The organism is Brevibacillus sp. FSL K6-0770 (genome assembly GCF_038000275.1).
In the GTDB taxonomy this organism is placed as follows: domain Bacteria; phylum Bacillota; class Bacilli; order Brevibacillales; family Brevibacillaceae; genus Brevibacillus; species Brevibacillus parabrevis.
The window spans coordinates 135,990-152,500 of the sequence record NZ_JBBOBQ010000001.1 but is presented as its reverse complement, the minus strand read 5'-3'; the positions used below and the strand labels follow the sequence as shown (position 1 = coordinate 152,500).

The 16,511-nt window shown below is 51.1% G+C and carries 16 protein-coding genes (1 of these 16 only partly in view); 4 read left to right on the top strand and 12 right to left on the bottom strand.

From position 1 onward, the window contains the following. On the top strand, positions 1-339 hold the 3' portion of the coding sequence (locus tag NST23_RS00875; protein ID WP_122966001.1) for a GNAT family N-acetyltransferase. It extends 81 nt beyond the left edge of the window; only the last 339 of its 420 coding nucleotides appear in the window; its start codon lies off the left edge, out of view; its stop codon occupies positions 337-339. A gap of 37 nt (positions 340-376) precedes the next feature. On the opposite strand, the gene NST23_RS00870 is transcribed toward NST23_RS00875, so the two are convergent. From NST23_RS00870 to NST23_RS00840, 7 genes are all read right to left on the bottom strand, one after another. Continuing rightward, on the bottom strand, positions 377-1,141 hold the full coding sequence (locus tag NST23_RS00870) for a type III pantothenate kinase (RefSeq protein WP_122966002.1): 765 nt from the start codon (positions 1,139-1,141) through the stop codon (positions 377-379). Between the two features lie 12 nt (positions 1,142-1,153). Beyond that, a complete protein-coding gene (gene nadC, locus NST23_RS00865) occupies positions 1,154-1,999 on the bottom strand; it encodes a carboxylating nicotinate-nucleotide diphosphorylase (RefSeq protein ID WP_173598024.1) in 846 nt (281 codons plus the stop codon). Next, positions 1,989-3,611: an L-aspartate oxidase gene (gene nadB, locus NST23_RS00860; RefSeq protein ID WP_173599743.1), complete on the bottom strand. Its 1,623-nt coding sequence runs from the start codon at positions 3,609-3,611 to the stop codon at positions 1,989-1,991. The genes nadC and nadB overlap by 11 nt, the downstream gene beginning before the upstream one ends. Before the next feature lie 142 nt (positions 3,612-3,753). Further along, positions 3,754-4,179 carry a Fur family transcriptional regulator gene (locus tag NST23_RS00855; protein WP_063230357.1) on the bottom strand — a complete coding sequence of 142 codons (426 nt, stop codon included), beginning with the start codon at positions 4,177-4,179 and terminating at the stop codon, positions 3,754-3,756. A 38-nt stretch (positions 4,180-4,217) separates the two neighbouring features. Further along, the gene (locus NST23_RS00850; RefSeq protein ID WP_122966005.1) at positions 4,218-5,057 is read right to left on the bottom strand and encodes a metal ABC transporter permease; all 840 of its coding nucleotides are present in this window, start codon (positions 5,055-5,057) and stop codon (positions 4,218-4,220) included. 36 nt (positions 5,058-5,093) lie between these two features. Beyond that, complete coding sequence (locus NST23_RS00845; RefSeq protein ID WP_122966006.1) at positions 5,094-5,864, bottom strand: metal ABC transporter ATP-binding protein; 771 nt, start codon at positions 5,862-5,864, stop codon at positions 5,094-5,096. A gap of 155 nt (positions 5,865-6,019) precedes the next feature. Continuing rightward, positions 6,020-7,000: a metal ABC transporter substrate-binding protein gene (locus tag NST23_RS00840; RefSeq protein WP_122966007.1), complete on the bottom strand. Its 981-nt coding sequence runs from the start codon at positions 6,998-7,000 to the stop codon at positions 6,020-6,022. 193 nt (positions 7,001-7,193) lie between these two features. On the opposite strand from NST23_RS00840, the gene NST23_RS00835 reads away from it, so the two are divergent. The 3 genes from NST23_RS00835 to NST23_RS00825 all read left to right on the top strand — a co-directional run bounded on the left by NST23_RS00835 (position 7,194) and on the right by NST23_RS00825 (position 9,441). Further along, entirely contained in the window at positions 7,194-7,685 is a 492-nt protein-coding gene (locus tag NST23_RS00835) for a PCYCGC domain-containing protein (protein WP_063230353.1), read from the top strand. Positions 7,686-7,819: 134 nt separating this feature from the next. Beyond that, positions 7,820-8,155, top strand: a complete 336-nt coding sequence (locus NST23_RS00830; RefSeq protein WP_173599742.1) for a PadR family transcriptional regulator — start codon at positions 7,820-7,822, stop codon at positions 8,153-8,155. Further along, positions 8,152-9,441 (top strand): FtsW/RodA/SpoVE family cell cycle protein, encoded by a 1,290-nt coding sequence (locus tag NST23_RS00825; RefSeq protein WP_340962973.1) that lies wholly within the window; start codon positions 8,152-8,154, stop codon positions 9,439-9,441. Before NST23_RS00830 ends, NST23_RS00825 begins: the two co-directional genes overlap by 4 nt. 82 nt (positions 9,442-9,523) lie before the next feature. On the opposite strand, the gene nadA is transcribed toward NST23_RS00825, so the two are convergent. The 5 genes from nadA to ftsH all read right to left on the bottom strand — a co-directional run bounded on the left by nadA (position 9,524) and on the right by ftsH (position 16,457). Next, the gene (gene nadA / locus NST23_RS00820) at positions 9,524-10,468 is read right to left on the bottom strand and encodes a quinolinate synthase NadA (protein WP_063230349.1); all 945 of its coding nucleotides are present in this window, start codon (positions 10,466-10,468) and stop codon (positions 9,524-9,526) included. A 175-nt stretch (positions 10,469-10,643) separates the two neighbouring features. Continuing rightward, positions 10,644-11,399, bottom strand: a complete 756-nt coding sequence (locus tag NST23_RS00815) for an alpha/beta hydrolase (protein WP_173598021.1) — start codon at positions 11,397-11,399, stop codon at positions 10,644-10,646. Between the two features lie 41 nt (positions 11,400-11,440). Next, complete coding sequence (locus NST23_RS00810; RefSeq protein ID WP_173599739.1) at positions 11,441-13,426, bottom strand: helix-turn-helix domain-containing protein; 1,986 nt, start codon at positions 13,424-13,426, stop codon at positions 11,441-11,443. 144 nt (positions 13,427-13,570) lie between these two features. Then, entirely contained in the window at positions 13,571-14,443 is an 873-nt protein-coding gene (locus NST23_RS00805; RefSeq protein WP_173599738.1) for an HAD family hydrolase, read from the bottom strand. Between the two features lie 88 nt (positions 14,444-14,531). Next, the gene (gene ftsH / locus NST23_RS00800; protein ID WP_122966014.1) at positions 14,532-16,457 is read right to left on the bottom strand and encodes an ATP-dependent zinc metalloprotease FtsH; all 1,926 of its coding nucleotides are present in this window, start codon (positions 16,455-16,457) and stop codon (positions 14,532-14,534) included. Positions 16,458-16,511: the final 54 nt, after the last annotated feature.

Here is a 16,511-nt window from a genome sequence, read left to right as displayed (position 1 = left end):
CGAGCACATGAGTTGCAAACGGCTATTGCAGCCGGTCATTGCCATGTTGCTTCCCTCGACATGGACATCGCAGGCTTTGCCGTCATGAATCAATCTTTTTTTCAGCAAAGCTTTATTCACCTTGTCATCGTACATCCTCGGCATCAGCATCAAGGAATCGGAAAAGAGCTAATGCTGTACCTGGAAAAGCTATGTCCCACCGATAAGCTGTTCACTTCCACTAACCTTTCCAATAAGAAAATGCAGCGCCTTTGCCAAAAGCTTGGCTATGCCTACAGCGGAACTATCCAGCACCTTGATCCTGCTGATCCGGAAGTGTTTTACTGCAAAAAAATATAGCAAAAACAGCCGCAGCATCAACTGCCACGGCTGTTTTTTACTGATTCCGCTCGTAAACCAATCGCAACCCTTTTAACGTCAAATAAGGATCGACGACCTGAATGCACGATGTCTCATCTGCTACCAAAGAAGCCATCCCACCTGTTGCGACGACAGTCGGCTCGGTCTGGTACTCCGCTTTGATTCGACGAACGATTCCCTCGACCTGCCCCACAAAGCCGTAATAAATGCCTGCTTGCATGGCTGCGATCGTATTTCTGCCGACTACGCTCCCCGGTTTGGCGATCTCTATGCGCGGCAATTTTGCAGCCCGACTAAACAACGCCTCCGTGGAAATTCCGATGCCCGGCGCAATCGCTCCGCCCCAATATTGGCCCCGCTCATCCACGTAACAAAAAGTCGTAGCCGTTCCAAAATCAACAATGATCAAAGGCGCCCCGTATTCATGAATCGCCGCCACTGCATTGACAATCCGGTCCGAGCCTACTTCTCGCGGATACTCGTACTTGATATTCAGCCCGGTTTTGACTCCCGGGCCGACGATGAGCGCTTTTTGACGCAAGTATTTGCCGCACATGCGTTCAATCGCCGTATTCAAAGGCGGGACAACCGAGGAGAGAATCACTCCGCTGACCTGCTCAAGCACAAGCCCTGCGCTGCCAAACAAACTTTTCACAAGCATTCCGTACTCGTCTTCCGTCTTGTTGCGGTCGGTCGCGATCCGCCAATGATGGCGCAGCACCTCGCCCTCATACAGACCAAGGACGATATTGGAGTTGCCTATGTCGATCACCAGTAGCATACAGGTCGCTCCTTACCGTTTGCGCGTATTCAAATCCAGGCTGATATCAAACGCCGCAACGGAGTGGGTCAACGCTCCAACAGAAATGACATCCACGCCCGTTTTGGCAATATTTCCGATCGTGTCCAGGTTTACCCCGCCAGAAGCCTCTACCACCGCTCGTCCATCAATCAGAGCTACCGCTTCAGCCATTGCTTCCAGAGACATATTGTCCAGCATGATAATATCTGCGCCTGCGTCGAGCGCCTCGCGCACCTGCTCAAGCGATTCGGCCTCCACCTCTACGGTCATGGTATGAGGAATAGCGGCGCGAGCCGAGGCAACTGCCTGGGCAATTCCGCCCGCTCCCTTGATGTGATTGTCTTTGATCATCACGGCATCGTACAGGGCAAAGCGGTGGTTATGGCCGCCCCCGACACGAACGGCGTACTTTTCCAGGAAACGCAGCCCCGGAGTCGTCTTGCGCGTATCTACTACCCGTGCTTTTGTGCCCGCTACTGCCGCTACATACTCGCTTGTTTTCGTCGCAATGCCGGACAGACGCTGCATCAAGTTGAGCGCAAGCCGTTCACCGCTCAAAATCGAACGCACAGAACCACTGACTTCTGCCAGCTCCTGACCGACTTCGACCCGCTGCCCTTCCGCTACTTTTGCCGTGAAAACAAGCTCAGGATCGACCGTCGCGAAAACTTGCTCGGCAATCGGCAAGCCTGCTACCACACCTGCTTCTTTTGCGTACAAAATCCCGATCCCTTGCTCGGAATCCGGAATCGTGCTCATGGTTGTCACGTCGCCAAAGCCCACATCTTCGTGCAGCCATTCTTCGATTTTGCGTTGAAGCTCCCGTTTATTCCACATCGTTTTGTCCACACTCCTCTTGAATGGCGTTCTCGAACGTCTGGATGAGATGCTTGCGCCACAGTAAGTCATCTTTATTCGGAAAATCTGTGCGATAGTGCCCGCCACGGCTCTCTTCCCTAAGCAGCGAAGCTCTTGTCGTCAATACCGCTGCATTCAGCAAGTTTAAAAATTCAAAGGCTTCCCGGTCTTGCGCGATATACTGGTAAAACTGTTCCATCCGTTCCAGTTCGGCCAGCGCCTTTTTCAAACCTTTCTCGTCGCGCTTGACGCTGACGTGTCTCAGCATCAGCTTTTGCAGCTTCAGTCTTTGTTCACGTGTATTGAACGTGCGCGTTTGCCGATATTTGGAGACGACGCGAATCGGCTGAATTGCTGGCAGTTCAGTCAACTCCTTGATTCGCTGCGCGATCCGATGTCCGAAGACGACCGCTTCCGACAAGGAATTGCTCGCCAGTCTGTTCGCCCCATGTACGCCTGTGCAAGAAGCTTCGCCGCAGGCAAACAGGCGGCTGGTGGTCGTCTCGCCGTTCAAATCCGTCTGGACTCCGCCCATGATGTAGTGGCACGCAGGGGCGACCGGAATCCAGTCCGTTACCATGTTCAAGCCGTATTGCAGGCAAAAGTTGTAGATGGTCGGGAAGCGATGCTTGATCAGTTCCTCAGACTCGTGGGTGATATCGAGATAGACAAACGAAGACTTGGTCTGCTCCATCTCGGCCACAATCGCCCGCGCTACAATGTCACGCGGCGCGAGTTCTTTTTGCGGGTGGTACTTGTCCATGAAGCGGTCGCCATTGGTGTTGCGCAAAATGGCCCCTTCTCCCCTTACCGCCTCCGATATGAGGAAACGGGGTGCTCCTGGATAGTACAACGCGGTCGGGTGGAACTGGATAAACTCCACGTCTTTGATCCGCGCGCCAGCCCGATACGCGATGCCGATCCCATCCGCAGTGGCAATCTCCGGATTGGTGGTGTAGCGATATAGTTGTCCCGCTCCGCCAGTCGCCAGCACGGTCGCTTTTGCCTCCAGGAAAAACAACTCCCCGTCCGGCTTCTGCACGATCATCCCGACGCACTCGCCATCCTGCGTAAGCGCATCAATCGCAAAATGCTGCTCCAACACATGAATGTTCTCTTGCTCCATGACCCGTTTGGACAAGGCACGCACAATCTCGGCTCCTGTTGCATCGCCATTCGCATGCAAAATGCGTCGCTTGCTATGCGCGCCTTCCTGCGTCAGCTCATACTGCCCTTCTGCATCGCGGTCAAATTCCGTTCCGTAAGCAATCAGTTCCTTCAAGCGATCAGGGCCTTCATGCACAAGCACTTCCACCGCATCGTACGAGCAAAGTCCCGCTCCGGCGATCAACGTGTCTTGACGATGCAAGGCAGGAGAATCCGATTTGGCCGTAACGGCGGCAATCCCTCCTTGCGCCCAGCGGGTATTGCTGTCATCCAGCCCTTTTTTGCTGATCAGAACTACATCCGCATACTCACTCGTTTGCAACGCCGTGTACAACCCGGCTATCCCTGCTCCAACAACAGCTACATCTGTTTTCATTCGAGGCAATGCCTGCAAATCAAAATCCGCGATATAACGGGGAATCATGGCTGTGTCCCTTCTCTCCGTAACTGATGATTTCCCACCCATTATAGCAAATACCTACCAGAAGAAAACCACATTGGAAAAGTTCCAATTGCGATAAAAAAGAGCATCCGCTTTTTGCGAACACTCTTGGCAAGTCACTCGTTTAGTTCGATTGGGCGACGCATTCCTTGCAGGTTCCGTACACCTCAAACTTGTGTCCGGTTACCTGAAAATCCTCTGGCACAGAAGCCATGACGTTCATCGGACAGCCTGGCAAGGAAGAAGTTTTCCCACACTCCGTACAGATTACATGGTGATGGTGGTGACCGTCTGCCGAGCAAGCCAGGCGAAAACGCCCTTCTCCCTCCAGCTCCGTCTCTTCCAAAATCCCCAGTTCAACAAAAGTGGAGATATTGCGATAAACAGTATCGAAGCTGAGAGTCGGATACTGCTCCTTAATTCGCTCCATAATATCTTTGGCAGACAAGTAGCGCTTCTCGGCAGCGCAGATGCGGATCATCTCCTCCCGCTTGCCGGTATATTTGTACCCGTGCTCCTTTAAAATTTGCAGGGCTTCTTCCACCTTCATCGACAAACACTCCTTCCTTTTGTCTTAACCAGATGACTTTATCGCATGATCGCACGCAGCTTTTTCACACCCAAAACAATGAGCATAATCAAAACAGCCATCAACACAATTGTACCACCAGATGCCCAGTCAAAGAGATAGGCAAAATACAATCCGCTCAGCACGGATATTTCCGCGAACAGAATCGAGAAAAAGATCGTCTGGCGAAAGCTCCGGGCAATTTGCAGGCTCGCCGCAACAGGCAGCGTAATCAGCGCGGAAATCAGGAGCACGCCGACAATGCGCATGGAAGCGGCAATCGTAAGCGCTACGAGAACCATGAACCACAGGTTGATCGATCTGCGCGCGACACCGGACACCCGGGCAAATTCTTCATCGAAAGACACGGCGAACAGTTCCTTGTAGATCAGAAAAACCGTGCCAAGCACGACTACCGCCACGCCAACGAGCGCGTACAAATCTTCAATCGATACCGTGACGATTTTCCCGAACAAATACGAGTACAGGTCGGCGTTAAATCCGTCAGCGACACTGATCAAAACGGTAAACAGTCCAAGTCCTGTCGACAAAATGATCGGAATCGCCAAATCTTGATACGCTTTGTACACCTTGCGCAAGCGCTCAATGAACAAAGAACCGATCACCGCGAAAAGCATCCCGAAAAACAACGGGTTCACAGCCGAGAAAAACGCAATCTTTTTGGACACCAGCATCCCGGCAGCCACACCGGACAGTGTGACGTGAGACAGACCATCGGCCATCATCGACAAGCGGCGAACGATGAGAAACGTCCCGAGCAAGGGACAAATCAGGCCAATCAAAATCCCCGAAAACAGGGTATACCGCAAAAAATCATACTGCCACCAATCAGCCAGCATGTTCATACTCCTTCGTCATTATCTCGTTTGCAACGGTTAATGGTGATGGGACAAGAGCCGGACGGAATCACCATACATGCTTTGCATAATTTTTTCCTGATTGTGCTCAAACTCGTGAGCGGTTCCGTGAAAATGGATTTTCTTTTGCACGCAAGCTACTTTCGTTACCCATTGCGACATCACTCCGACGTCGTGGCTCACGATCATCATCGTCAGGCCATTCTCTTCCTTTAGAGAACGCAACAAGCTGTAAAACTGCTCGATCGATTCCTGATCGACGCCGACAGTCGGCTCGTCGAGAATCAACAGCTCCGGCTCAGCGACAAGCGCCCGCGCAATAAACACGCGCTGCAATTGGCCGCCAGACAAACTTCCGATCCGCTGGTTCAGCTTATCCGTCAAACCTACCCGCTCAACAGCAGCCCGTACGCTTTCATGATGCTTGGCATTCAGTCTGCGGAAAAGGCCAACTTTTCCCACGAGACCAGAAGCAACGACTTCCTGGACTGTCGCGGGAAACCCGCCCGCACCGTGAGCCACTTGCTGCGCCACGTAGCCGATCCGGTTCCATTCGCGGAACTTGGACAAAGGCTGTCCGAACAGCTCGACCTTCCCTTTGCTCGGGGGCAAAAGACCGAGGATCAGCTTCATCAGCGTTGATTTCCCCGATCCATTCGGCCCGACAATCCCGACAAATTCGCCGCGCTCAAGCGAAAACTCCACTCCATCCAGAACCACTTTGTCGTCATATTGAAAGGAGACACCTGACAGCTTTACCACAGGCACTCCTTGTGTTGTTGGTTCCATGATATGATCATCCTTTAAATCGGATTTGTTCTGATTTGTTACCTTTCATCCTACTACGATTTTGCCCGAACTACAAGCCTCCTATGGAGCAGAAATCTTGGGTTGGCCCGATACAAAGAAAAATGCCGCCAGTTTCAGCGACATTTTCTTGATCGTTAGTTCAATGCTACTTTCAATGTTTCCATATTGTCACGCATGATGGACAAATAATCACGGCCTGCCTTCACATCGTCCTCTGTCAGACCTTCAAGCGGATTGAGCGTAGCTGTCTTCACGCCCGCTTCCTTCGCAATCACTTCCGCCACTTTGGGAGAGACAAGCGTTTCAAACATGACGTAGGAAATGTTGTGCTCCTTCACATGCTCGACCAAGCTTTTCAGCTCGCCCGGAGATGGTTCGTCGGCCGGGTTCAATCCGGAAATCGCCACCTGTTCCAGACCATATCGTTTCGCCAAATAGGAAAAGGCGCTATGCGAAGTCATAAATTCCTTTTTGGGAGCCGCTGAAACCATTGTGTTAAAATCTTGATCCAGCTTATCCAAATCAGCAGCCAGCTGCGCAAAGTTCTTTTCAAAATCGGCAGCATGCGCCTGATCTTTTTGCGCCAGCGTATTTTTCACTTTTTCCGCCTGTGCCTTCAGCTTCATCGGGTCCAGCCATACGTGCGGGTCAAATTCCCCGTGGTCATGGTCGTGCTCCTCTTTTGCATGCTCTTCGGTCGCAGCTTCTCCCTCATGCTCGTGTTCATCCTCGGAGGCTTTCAGCAAATCGAGTCCTTCCGACGCGTTTACGATCACTGTCTTGTTTTTGTCGAGGTTGCTGACGGCTTTATCCACCCACAGCTCCAAACCGCTGCCGTTGTAGGCGAAAACGTCTGCGTTCGCCAATGCTACCATGTCTTTGGCAGTCGGCTCGTAGTCGTGTGGTTCTACGCCCAAGGGGATCATGTTGGTCACTTCTACATGCTCTCCCCCGATGCGTTTGGCTACGTATTCCAATGGATATATGGTTGTATATACTTTCGGCTTGGCATCGCCCCCGGATTGAGGGGTGCTTGTCGTCTGCTCAGCTGCACCGCATCCGGCAATACTGACAGCCGTAACGAGGCTCAGGATCGCCAACAGGCTCTTTTTCATCTCTATGTTCCTCCTACCCAATTCAAAATGATTCCGATTTAGTTGCTTGATCGTTTTTCATTATACGGACAGTGACCCAAAAAGTAAATAGGATTTATTACGATTTAATTGTCATATGTTTGCATCGCCGATCGCAGCTACACAATTTCTCCATGTCGTTATGATAAGATATAAGGCGGGAGGTATGTCCAAAATGAAACGTCAATCATGGTTGGCCATAAGCATTTTTGCCGCAGCCCTGCTCACTGGTTGTGGCGCAACTGATCAAGCTGGTCAGGATCACGCGAATCACGCAAATCACGCTCCTAACGGCGACCTGCAAGAACTGACAGCTTCTGTTGATCAGCTGCCGAAGTTTCTCGATAATCAGGACCCCGTCATCATCGAATCGTACAAAATCGCAGGGGCAAACCGCGAGCTGCTCAAATCGATCCCTTGCTATTGCGGTTGCGGCGAAAGCGCTGGACACATGCACAACGGCAACTGCTTTATCAAAGAGGAAAAGTCGGACGGCTCGATCGTCTGGGATGACCATGGCACGCGCTGCGGTGTCTGCATGGAGATTGCCGTGATTTCGTCCAAGCTGAAACAGGCTGGCAAATCGACAAAAGAAATCCGCGAGTACATCGACAACAACTACAAAGAAGGCTACGGAAAACCGACGCCCACCCCTATGCCCTCCTGAAATCCAGCCTTTTTCTATTCCTGACAAAGCTTCCTTAAAACTGGAAGCTTTTTTTGTTGTAAAAGACAGGAAATGTGATTACAATTATACCTAGATATTCGATGCATCTATATTCGATACAAAAGGAGATTCCTATGGCGATCAGCAAGGAATTGATGAAAGGCAGCACGGTCATCCTGGTTCTCACCTTGCTCGAACAAAAGCCGATGTATGGCTACGAAATGATCAAGGCGATGGAAAAAAGCTCGAATGGGGTGCTGACGTTGAAGGAAGGCACGCTTTATCCGATCCTGCACACCCTGGAGTCGGAGGGGAAGGTCGAGGCGTTTTGGAGCGAAGGTGAGGGCGAGCGGAAACGCAAATATTATCAAATCACGCCCGAAGGCAAGCGGCATCTCAAAGACAAGAAACAGGAGTGGATCTCTTTTCGCACCGCAGTAGACGGAGTGTTGGGCGGTGAGCCGACGTGAGTCAACCAGACAAAATCGCCCGTTACATAGATGAAGTCTGCAAGCAAATAGCCAGCAAAGAGGTTCATCCCGCAATCCGGTTGGAGCTGGAGGGTCATTTTGCCGAAAAGATAGCGGATTACCGCGACGCTGGACACACCAAAGAAGCTGCCACCGCCCAAGCTATTGCCGAGATGGGTGATCCCGTCTCAATCGGACGCCAGCTGCACGAAACCCACAAACCGCGTATGGAATGGAGCATTGTGGCGATGGTTGCCGTTCTGCTCGGCGTCGGGCTGCTCACCATGTTCTCGCTGCAAACAGCCATGGGCAACGAAAAACTGGTCGAGCAAAAATGGATCGGCATGCTGATTGGCAGCGCCCTCTTTTTGCTTGTGCTTTTTTCCGATTACAGCAAGCTGAAAAAGTACAGCCGCTACCTTTATTTTGCTACGTTCATTCTCTTGCTGTTCACGCTGCGCACTGGCAAACCGATAAACGGCACGCCTTTTCTCGAAATTGGATCAACTATCGTCAATTTCATCGAGCTGAGCGTCTTTTTGTTCACGATCGCACTGGCGGGCATCTTCGCCCAATGGAGCTGGAAGGAACGCTTCGTCACTTTGCGGGTACTTGCTTATTTCCTTCCCCCCTGCTTGCTTCTGGCATCTTCGCACCAGACCTTTGCTGTCATCTTGTTTGTGGTTTCTCTGCTCTTTCTTTTGCTGGTTTCACCAGTCAGACGGGCTACGTTCTTGACCGTAATCGGCTTGGCAGGAGCAAGCATCGGCAGCTGCTTCTACCTGTTCGGCAACCGTTATATGCTGGAACGGTGGAGTGCGTATCTTAACCCTTATAGCGACCCGAACGGAAGCGGTTATCTCGCCATTCAGCTCATGGCTGCCGTTCGTTCAGCCGGGTTATGGGGACAAGGCTTTGGTTCGCAACTTGAAACTGTGCCGCTTCCTGAAACTGATTTTGTTTTTGCCTACATGATCTACAGCTTTGGTCTAATGACAGGTGCAGCGCTGTTCGCCATCGGCCTTTTATTGGTCAGCCGCTGGATACGTGCCATCAATCGGGTAAAAGATACATACGGCTCTCTGTTGTTGACCGGGATTGCCGTACTCATCTTCCTCCCCTACTTCTGGAGCATGTTTATGACAACGGGCCTGCTGCCGCCAGCACCGATCAGTTTGCCGCTGATCAGTCACGGGAATGCTCACCTCATTTTGAACATGGTTTTGCTGGGGATGGCCCTGGACGTTTACCGTCGAAAAGACATCCAGCCCCTCGCACAGTCCTAAGCCTGGCACCATCTAATTACACTTGGAAAAAACAAAGGGAACAAAGCTCATGACCAGCTCTGTTCCCTTTTATTGTTTGCCATTACGCCGGAGCTACTTCCAGCATGCGCTCCAAAGACGCGCGCGCTGCGTCGGCAACATCTTTTGGCACATAAATTTCCGGTTTCATCGTTTCCAGCGCTTCGACGCATTTTTTCAGGTTGTTTACCTTCATATTCGGGCAAACGAGGTATTTGGAGGCGAAAATAAACGTTTTGTCCGGGCTGTCCTTTTCCAGCATGTAGCGCGTGCCGTCCTCGGTCCCGATAATGAACTCCTTGTGGGACGATTCGCGGCAGTATTTGAGGATTCCCGTAGTCGAACCTACGTAGTCAGCCAAAGAAACGACCTCTGGGCGACATTCTGGATGGACGACAACCACTGCCTCCGGATGCTGCTGCTTCAACGTCATGATGTCTTCTACGGACAACTGGTCATGCGTGTTGCAGTAGCCTTCCCAGATGATCATTTTTTTGTCTGTGAACTGGGATACGTAGTGGCCCAGATTTTTGTCCGGCACCCAAATGATCTCCTCGCTGTCCACCGATTCGATCACCCGCTTGGCGTTGGACGACGTACAGCAGATGTAAGTCTCTGCCTTGACGTCGGCAGATGTGTTGATATACGCCACTACTTTTGCGTTCGGATGCTGTGCTTTCAACTTGCGCAGCCCTTCCACGTTCACCATGTCCGCCATCGGACAGCCTGCACGTTCATCAGGGATGATTACCGTCTTTTGGGGATTGAGAATTTTTGCACTTTCTCCCATGAAGTGAACTCCGCAGAACAAAATCACATCTGCATCGGTTTCTTTCGCTTTTTGCGCCAGACCAAAAGAGTCGCCAATGAAGTCCGCTACTTCCTGAATCTCGGGGCGTTGGTAAAAGTGGGCAAGAATGATGGCGTTCCGTTCTTTCTTCAACTGCATCAGTCGTTCACGTAACTCAGCGTTGCGCTGGGCTTTTTTTTCTAACGCTAAAGCGTCCATGGAAAAAATCCCCCTACGGTGGTGTCATAATTTACGGTCATTGTAAGCTGATTACTTGGTCTTGTCAATGTAAGCGTTGTTACATGATTTGCCGATCCTTGCCTTTTCGCGAAAGACACGGAAACAAAAGGCTCATACCCGAAAAGGATATGAGCCTCGTTCTTGTCGCTCTTGTTTATTTTGCCCGAAACAACCATTGCAGGGCGTCTGGAACATATTGCACTCCCAGGTCAAACGAGTGAAACTCGCTCTCGTAAATCACCTGTCGCACGGTGCTCTCTGTAAAACCGTTTTGCAACAAATGTTCGTACACCTTTTTGCTGTTTGGCACCATCCATTGCTGTCCATTCGTACGGGTGGCCCCTTCGGCGTGGCCCAGGTTCATGTACAGGCGCTGGCCAGTACCCTCAATCGTCAGTTGCTCCAGCCACTCGATAATGCCCGGGAACCAAAACGATCCGGAAAAGCTCCCGATCCGCCCGAAAATATCGGGGTAGGATAAGGCGGTGTAGACCGAAATCAGTCCTCCCAGAGAAAAGCCCATGATTCCCGTATGTTCTTTTTCCGGCAACGTACGATATCGACCGTCGATATACGGCTTCAGCTCGTGCGCGAGAAACTGAGCGTAGACAGAGGCGTTGCCTCCAAACATTTTGCCTGGCTCAAACACGTTTGGTGAAACAAACGGCGTGTATTCGTCGTTGCGATCAAAAGAAGCCACTCCGACGAAAATGAAGCCTGGCAACTCGCCCTGCGCCGTCAGCTCTCGCACTCTCAGCAGCGTGTCGCTATCTTTTGGCTCAATCAAATCGCCGCTGTCTTGCAAATAAATCACGGGATAGTGCTGATCGCTGTCCGCATAGCCGTCAGGCAAGTAAACCAGCAACTGTCTATCGTTAAACGTATCGTGGATCACGCTAGGCTGACTCATCTGAGTCTCTCCTCTCCGTCAGTGCGATTGATTTCTCGGTGCTATTCCGAAAGAACCCGGAGCAGCTCCTTCGTCGTATACTCAACCGCCAACGGACCTTTTGTACTGATTGAGACATCCAGCGGATATACGTGCTTGGCTTTGACTGCTTTCAGCGAGTTCCAGACTTTGCTTTTGTTCAACTCGGCGAGCGTAGTATCGACGTTGTCCAAGTAATCGACGAGGAAAATGTAATCGGGATCGAGCACAGTCACGCCTTCCAGCGACACAACATCGCCCTCCAGCTTGTACTGGCCGGGAGGTTTGAGTCCCAGTCCTGATTTGTCATCAAAAGCGTAGGACACGTCATTGTCGTCCAGCACGTAAAAAGTGTTGCCGTCTCCCGAAGCGCGCAGGAACGTCACGGTCTTGTCTTTTTTCGCAGCCATCTTGCCTCTCGCTTCAGCCATCAGCGCTTCCAGCTTTGTAATGTATTCCTCGGCCAATTGCTCTTTGCCAATCAGCTTGGCGTATTCACGAAGCGTCTGTGCCCAAGTCCGTTCCTCAGTATTGTTAATCATGGCAACGGTCGAAATATGGCTCAAATCTTCGTAAACGTCGTTATGCGTACCGGAAAAGGCGACGATCAAATCTGGCTCAAGCTCCGTCATCAATTCCAGATTCGGCGTGGTCACTTCCCCGATGTCTTTGACAGAAGCCGTTTTGGCGTAAGGCTTCAACGTCTCAAACGAACCCAGCATGCGCTCAGCCAAAGTAGAAGCGATCGGCGGAGTCTCCAGGGCAAAGAAATATTCCATCATGCCGAAATGAGTAACGACAACGCGCTGCGGCTGTTTGGCAATCACCACTTCTTTCCCTGTCGCATCGACATATGTTCTCGGCCATTGCTGCTTGGCCGATTGCGGACTAGCTGTAGTGGACGCGGAGGTAGCTACTTCTGTTGACTGCTGGGTCGACTGTGGAGGACTGCTGTTGACTGCCCCTCCATTGCCGGTACCGGAGCATGCGCTCAAAAGCAGGGCAAGCCCCAGCATAAGTTTATGCATTTTGCCTTTTGTTCCGTTTCTGAATAGCTGCACTCTCTCTCCCTCACCTTTTCGATAATGATTTTCATTATTAAACAGATTGTAGTAGCGGGGCGAGGTTTGAACAAGAGATGATCTTAGCCTTTTCACAGGATATTCTGAGCCTGCTTCCCAGAGTGCCGCTTCCGCTTGCTCCTTGAATTGCCCGGGTGTTACTCCCGTGTGCTTTTTGAACGCCCGGATAAAGTACGAAAGATCGCTGTACCCGACTCCTTCGGCAATAGCTTGCAAGGAAGCTTCGGTGCGCATCAGCAAAGCTTTTGCCTTGTCCAAGCGCACGCGGATCAAGTAATCAATCGGGCTGTAGCCTGTCTGTTGCTTGAATTGCTTGGACAAATACGGGACGCTGTAGCGCAGCTTTTGCGCGATGGCTTCCAGCGTAATCGGCTCGCTGTAATGGGAGTGAATGAATTGCTTGGCCTGCCAAACCAGATCGCCACTCTCTCCCCCCTCCTCCGTCCCATGCATCTGCTCCAGCAATTCGGCTACAAACAACTGGAACAAAGCTTTGGCGTAGAGCGGCTGTACAGCAGTATCGGTGACTTGTTGCCATATGTCCTGGAGTTTTTCGAGCTTGTCGAGCAGCACAATCGACTGCTGTGGCACAAAGTCATACGACAGCAGAAACCAGTTGCGCGTCTCCAAAAGGCTCTTGATTTCCTGACGGCACGGCAGAGGAATCACCGCTTTATAGAAAAGAATGTAGAACTCAAATTCCGTTTTCTGGGGAACGATTTCGAGGGCATGTCCCTTTCCGCCGTGAATCACGTGGCATCCGTTAACCGAATACACGAGTTCATCCAGCAGCACTTCCGCCTGGCCACGAACAGCATAGACGAACACACTGGAAGGAAGAGAGGCATAGCTGAATATATCCGTGGGCTGCACAATTTGATGACGCACATCCATGACTTTTACGGAAGCATGATTCCATAGATTCACTAACTCGTTTCGCCTCATGCGAATCACCTCTCCCTGCCAGATCACTACGCTCATTATAATTGATAACAATTCTCAATAACAACAAAAAAACCGTCCACTGACGAACGGTTTCTTCGTGTAAAAGCCTTTGGCTCGATTTGTCCATTATCGTGAAGGCGTCTCACCGAGGACGTGCTGCCAAATAAATTGGGCGACACCATCTTCATTGTGATGTGGTGCGGTGTATTTGGCGATCTCCTTGATCTTGGACGAGGCATTTTCCATCGCTACCGAATAGCCAGCCTCGGTCAATGCCTCCCGATCATTTTCCGCATCGCCAAAAGCCATCACTTTCTCCGGTGCTATCCCCCATGCTTCGCAAAAATACAGCAGCCCTGCCCATTTGGAAACACCGTGCGAATTGATTTCAATGTTGTGCTGCCCGGATGAAGTAATCGAAATCTGCTCTTGCCATGGGGCAAACTGATCGGCACTCCACTTCAGGCGCTCCTGATTGTTGTCCCAAACAAAAAACTTCACAATCTCCACTTCGCCAGTCTCGATTTTTGCCAACATTTCTTCAAGCGGCGCCACGCGCGCAAGCCTGTAAAAGGCGAACTGCCGCATGGAAACTCCTTCGAGCGATGCATCCTGCTCGATGATCGCCTCCAGACGATCCCGATCCTCCTGCACCATCCAGCGATTGCTGTTTGTATCGTGCATTTCGTAGTAAACCGGCTCTTGTCTCAGCCCATGAATCGCACCGATCACCAGTTCTTTTGCCAAGGAGTAGCGGCGGACCAGTGTGCCGTCTTTTTCGTAAAGGGCCGCCCCGTTGCTACACACGTAACCATCGAACGGAAACGAATCAATCGGGATTTGTGCGGAACCAAACATCCTTCCTGTCGACAGCACCAGCTTGCAGCCTTTTTCCTGCAGCTTGAACAGTGCTTCCCTGTTTCCCTCGCTCATTTGTGATGCCTCATTCAACAATGTACCATCCATATCAAATGCTGCCATCCCCGGTGTAAGTAGCATCATTTCTCCTCCTCCACTGATTCGGTTTGTTGGGCTAGACAAATGCCCCTTGTCCCTTTATGAAGAAAAGAGGCACCTGAGGCGCCTCTTATTGTTTCGGTTCTTCGTTTGTTTCTTCTTGTTTTGGTTGAATGTTCACGACCACATCATTGTTTTCCTGATTAGCCGGATCGTTGTCCATTTTTCCCGTTTCGATCAATTGCTTGATCTGCTCAGCATCAAGTGTCTCTACGCGCAGCAATGTGTTAGCAATCAGATCCAGCTGATCGCGGTGCTTGGTCAGCAGTTCTGTACACTTGGCGTAGCATTCGTTGATGATGTTTTGCATTTCAAGATCGATCTCGTACGCGATTTTGTCCGAGTAGTTGCGCTCGTTGCCATAATCGCGGCCCAGGAACACCTGTCCTTGGCTTTTACCGAATTGCATCGGACCGAGCTTGCTCATTCCGTATTCGGTAATCATGCTGCGAGCAATTGCTGTCGCACGCTGGAAGTCATTGTGCGCCCCGGTACTGATATCCCCGAGCACCAATTCCTCAGCCACTCGTCCACCCAGCAGGCCGACGATTTTGTCGAGCAAATCGCTTTTGGTTGCAAAGAAACGGTCTTCTTTTGGCAGCATCACTGTGTATCCGCCAGCCTGGCCGCGCGGAATGATTGTTACCTTATGTACCATTTCTGCATTTCTCAAATGATAGCCGATAATCGTGTGACCAGCTTCGTGGAACGCAACCAGGCGTCTTTCGTCTTCGCTGACTACGCGAGACTTTTTCGCCGGACCAGCAATAACGCGGTCGATGGCTTCGTCTACTTCCTTCATGCTGATTTGCTTTTTGTTTTTGCGGGCAGTGAGAAGAGCTGCTTCGTTCAGCAAGTTCTCCAAATCTGCACCAGTGAAGCCCGAAGTACCACGGGCAATCACATCGAGCTTCACGTCTTCGCCAAGCGGCTTGTTGCGGGCATGAACCTTGAGCACCGCTTCACGGCCCTTGATGTCAGGACGATCCACTGTGATTTGACGGTCAAAACGTCCTGGACGCAAAAGCGCCGGGTCGAGAATGTCAGGTCGGTTGGTCGCAGCTACCATGATGATACCTTCGTTGCCGCCGAACCCGTCCATCTCTACGAGCAACTGGTTGAGAGTTTGCTCGCGCTCGTCATGACCACCGCCGAGTCCAGCACCACGCTGGCGACCTACGGCGTCAATCTCATCGATAAAGATAATGCACGGAGCATTTTTCTTCGCGTTTTCAAACAGGTCACGCACGCGGGATGCACCGACCCCGACGAACATTTCCACGAAGTCAGAACCGGAAATGCTGAAGAACGGAACGCCTGCTTCACCAGCGACAGCGCGGGCGAGCAATGTTTTACCCGTACCTGGAGGGCCTACAAGCAGAACCCCTTTCGGAATACGAGCGCCAACAGCGTTAAATTTGCGCGGGTCTTTCAGGAACTCAACAACTTCCTCCAGCTCCGCTTTTTCTTCATCTGCACCCGCTACATCGTCAAACGTAACGCGCTTCTTCTCTTCGTTGTACAGCTTCGCGCGGCTTTTTCCGAAGTTCATGACTCGGCTTCCGCCACCCTGAGCGTTGTTCAGAAGGAAGAAAAACAGGATGAAAATGATGACAAAAGGAATGATCGAGGTCAGGAACGTGAGCCAAATGCTGTTGCCCTCCGCTGGATTGAACTCTACCTTTTTCAGTTTTTGATCATCAATTTTCGTCTCCACAAGTTTTACAACATCGGAGTCGTACAAAGGAACGTTGGTAAAAAATTTGTTGCTTTCCTGTCCCGGAATAGCTTTAGCCAGTGTACCCTCTACCCTGTATGTGCCATTTTCAGGGCGCATGGATAGCTCTGTAACATTGTCAGCCTTCAGCTGTACCCGGAAATCCTGATATGTAAGTTTCCCAACCTTATCAGTACCGGAGAGGATGAAATTCACGATCCCGACCGTGACAAGAAAAATCAGTAGGTAGAACCCGGTATTACGAAAAAAGCGATTCATTCCTTACCTCCTCTCACGAACAGACACTTTTCACATTTTATCATATTTTGCAGG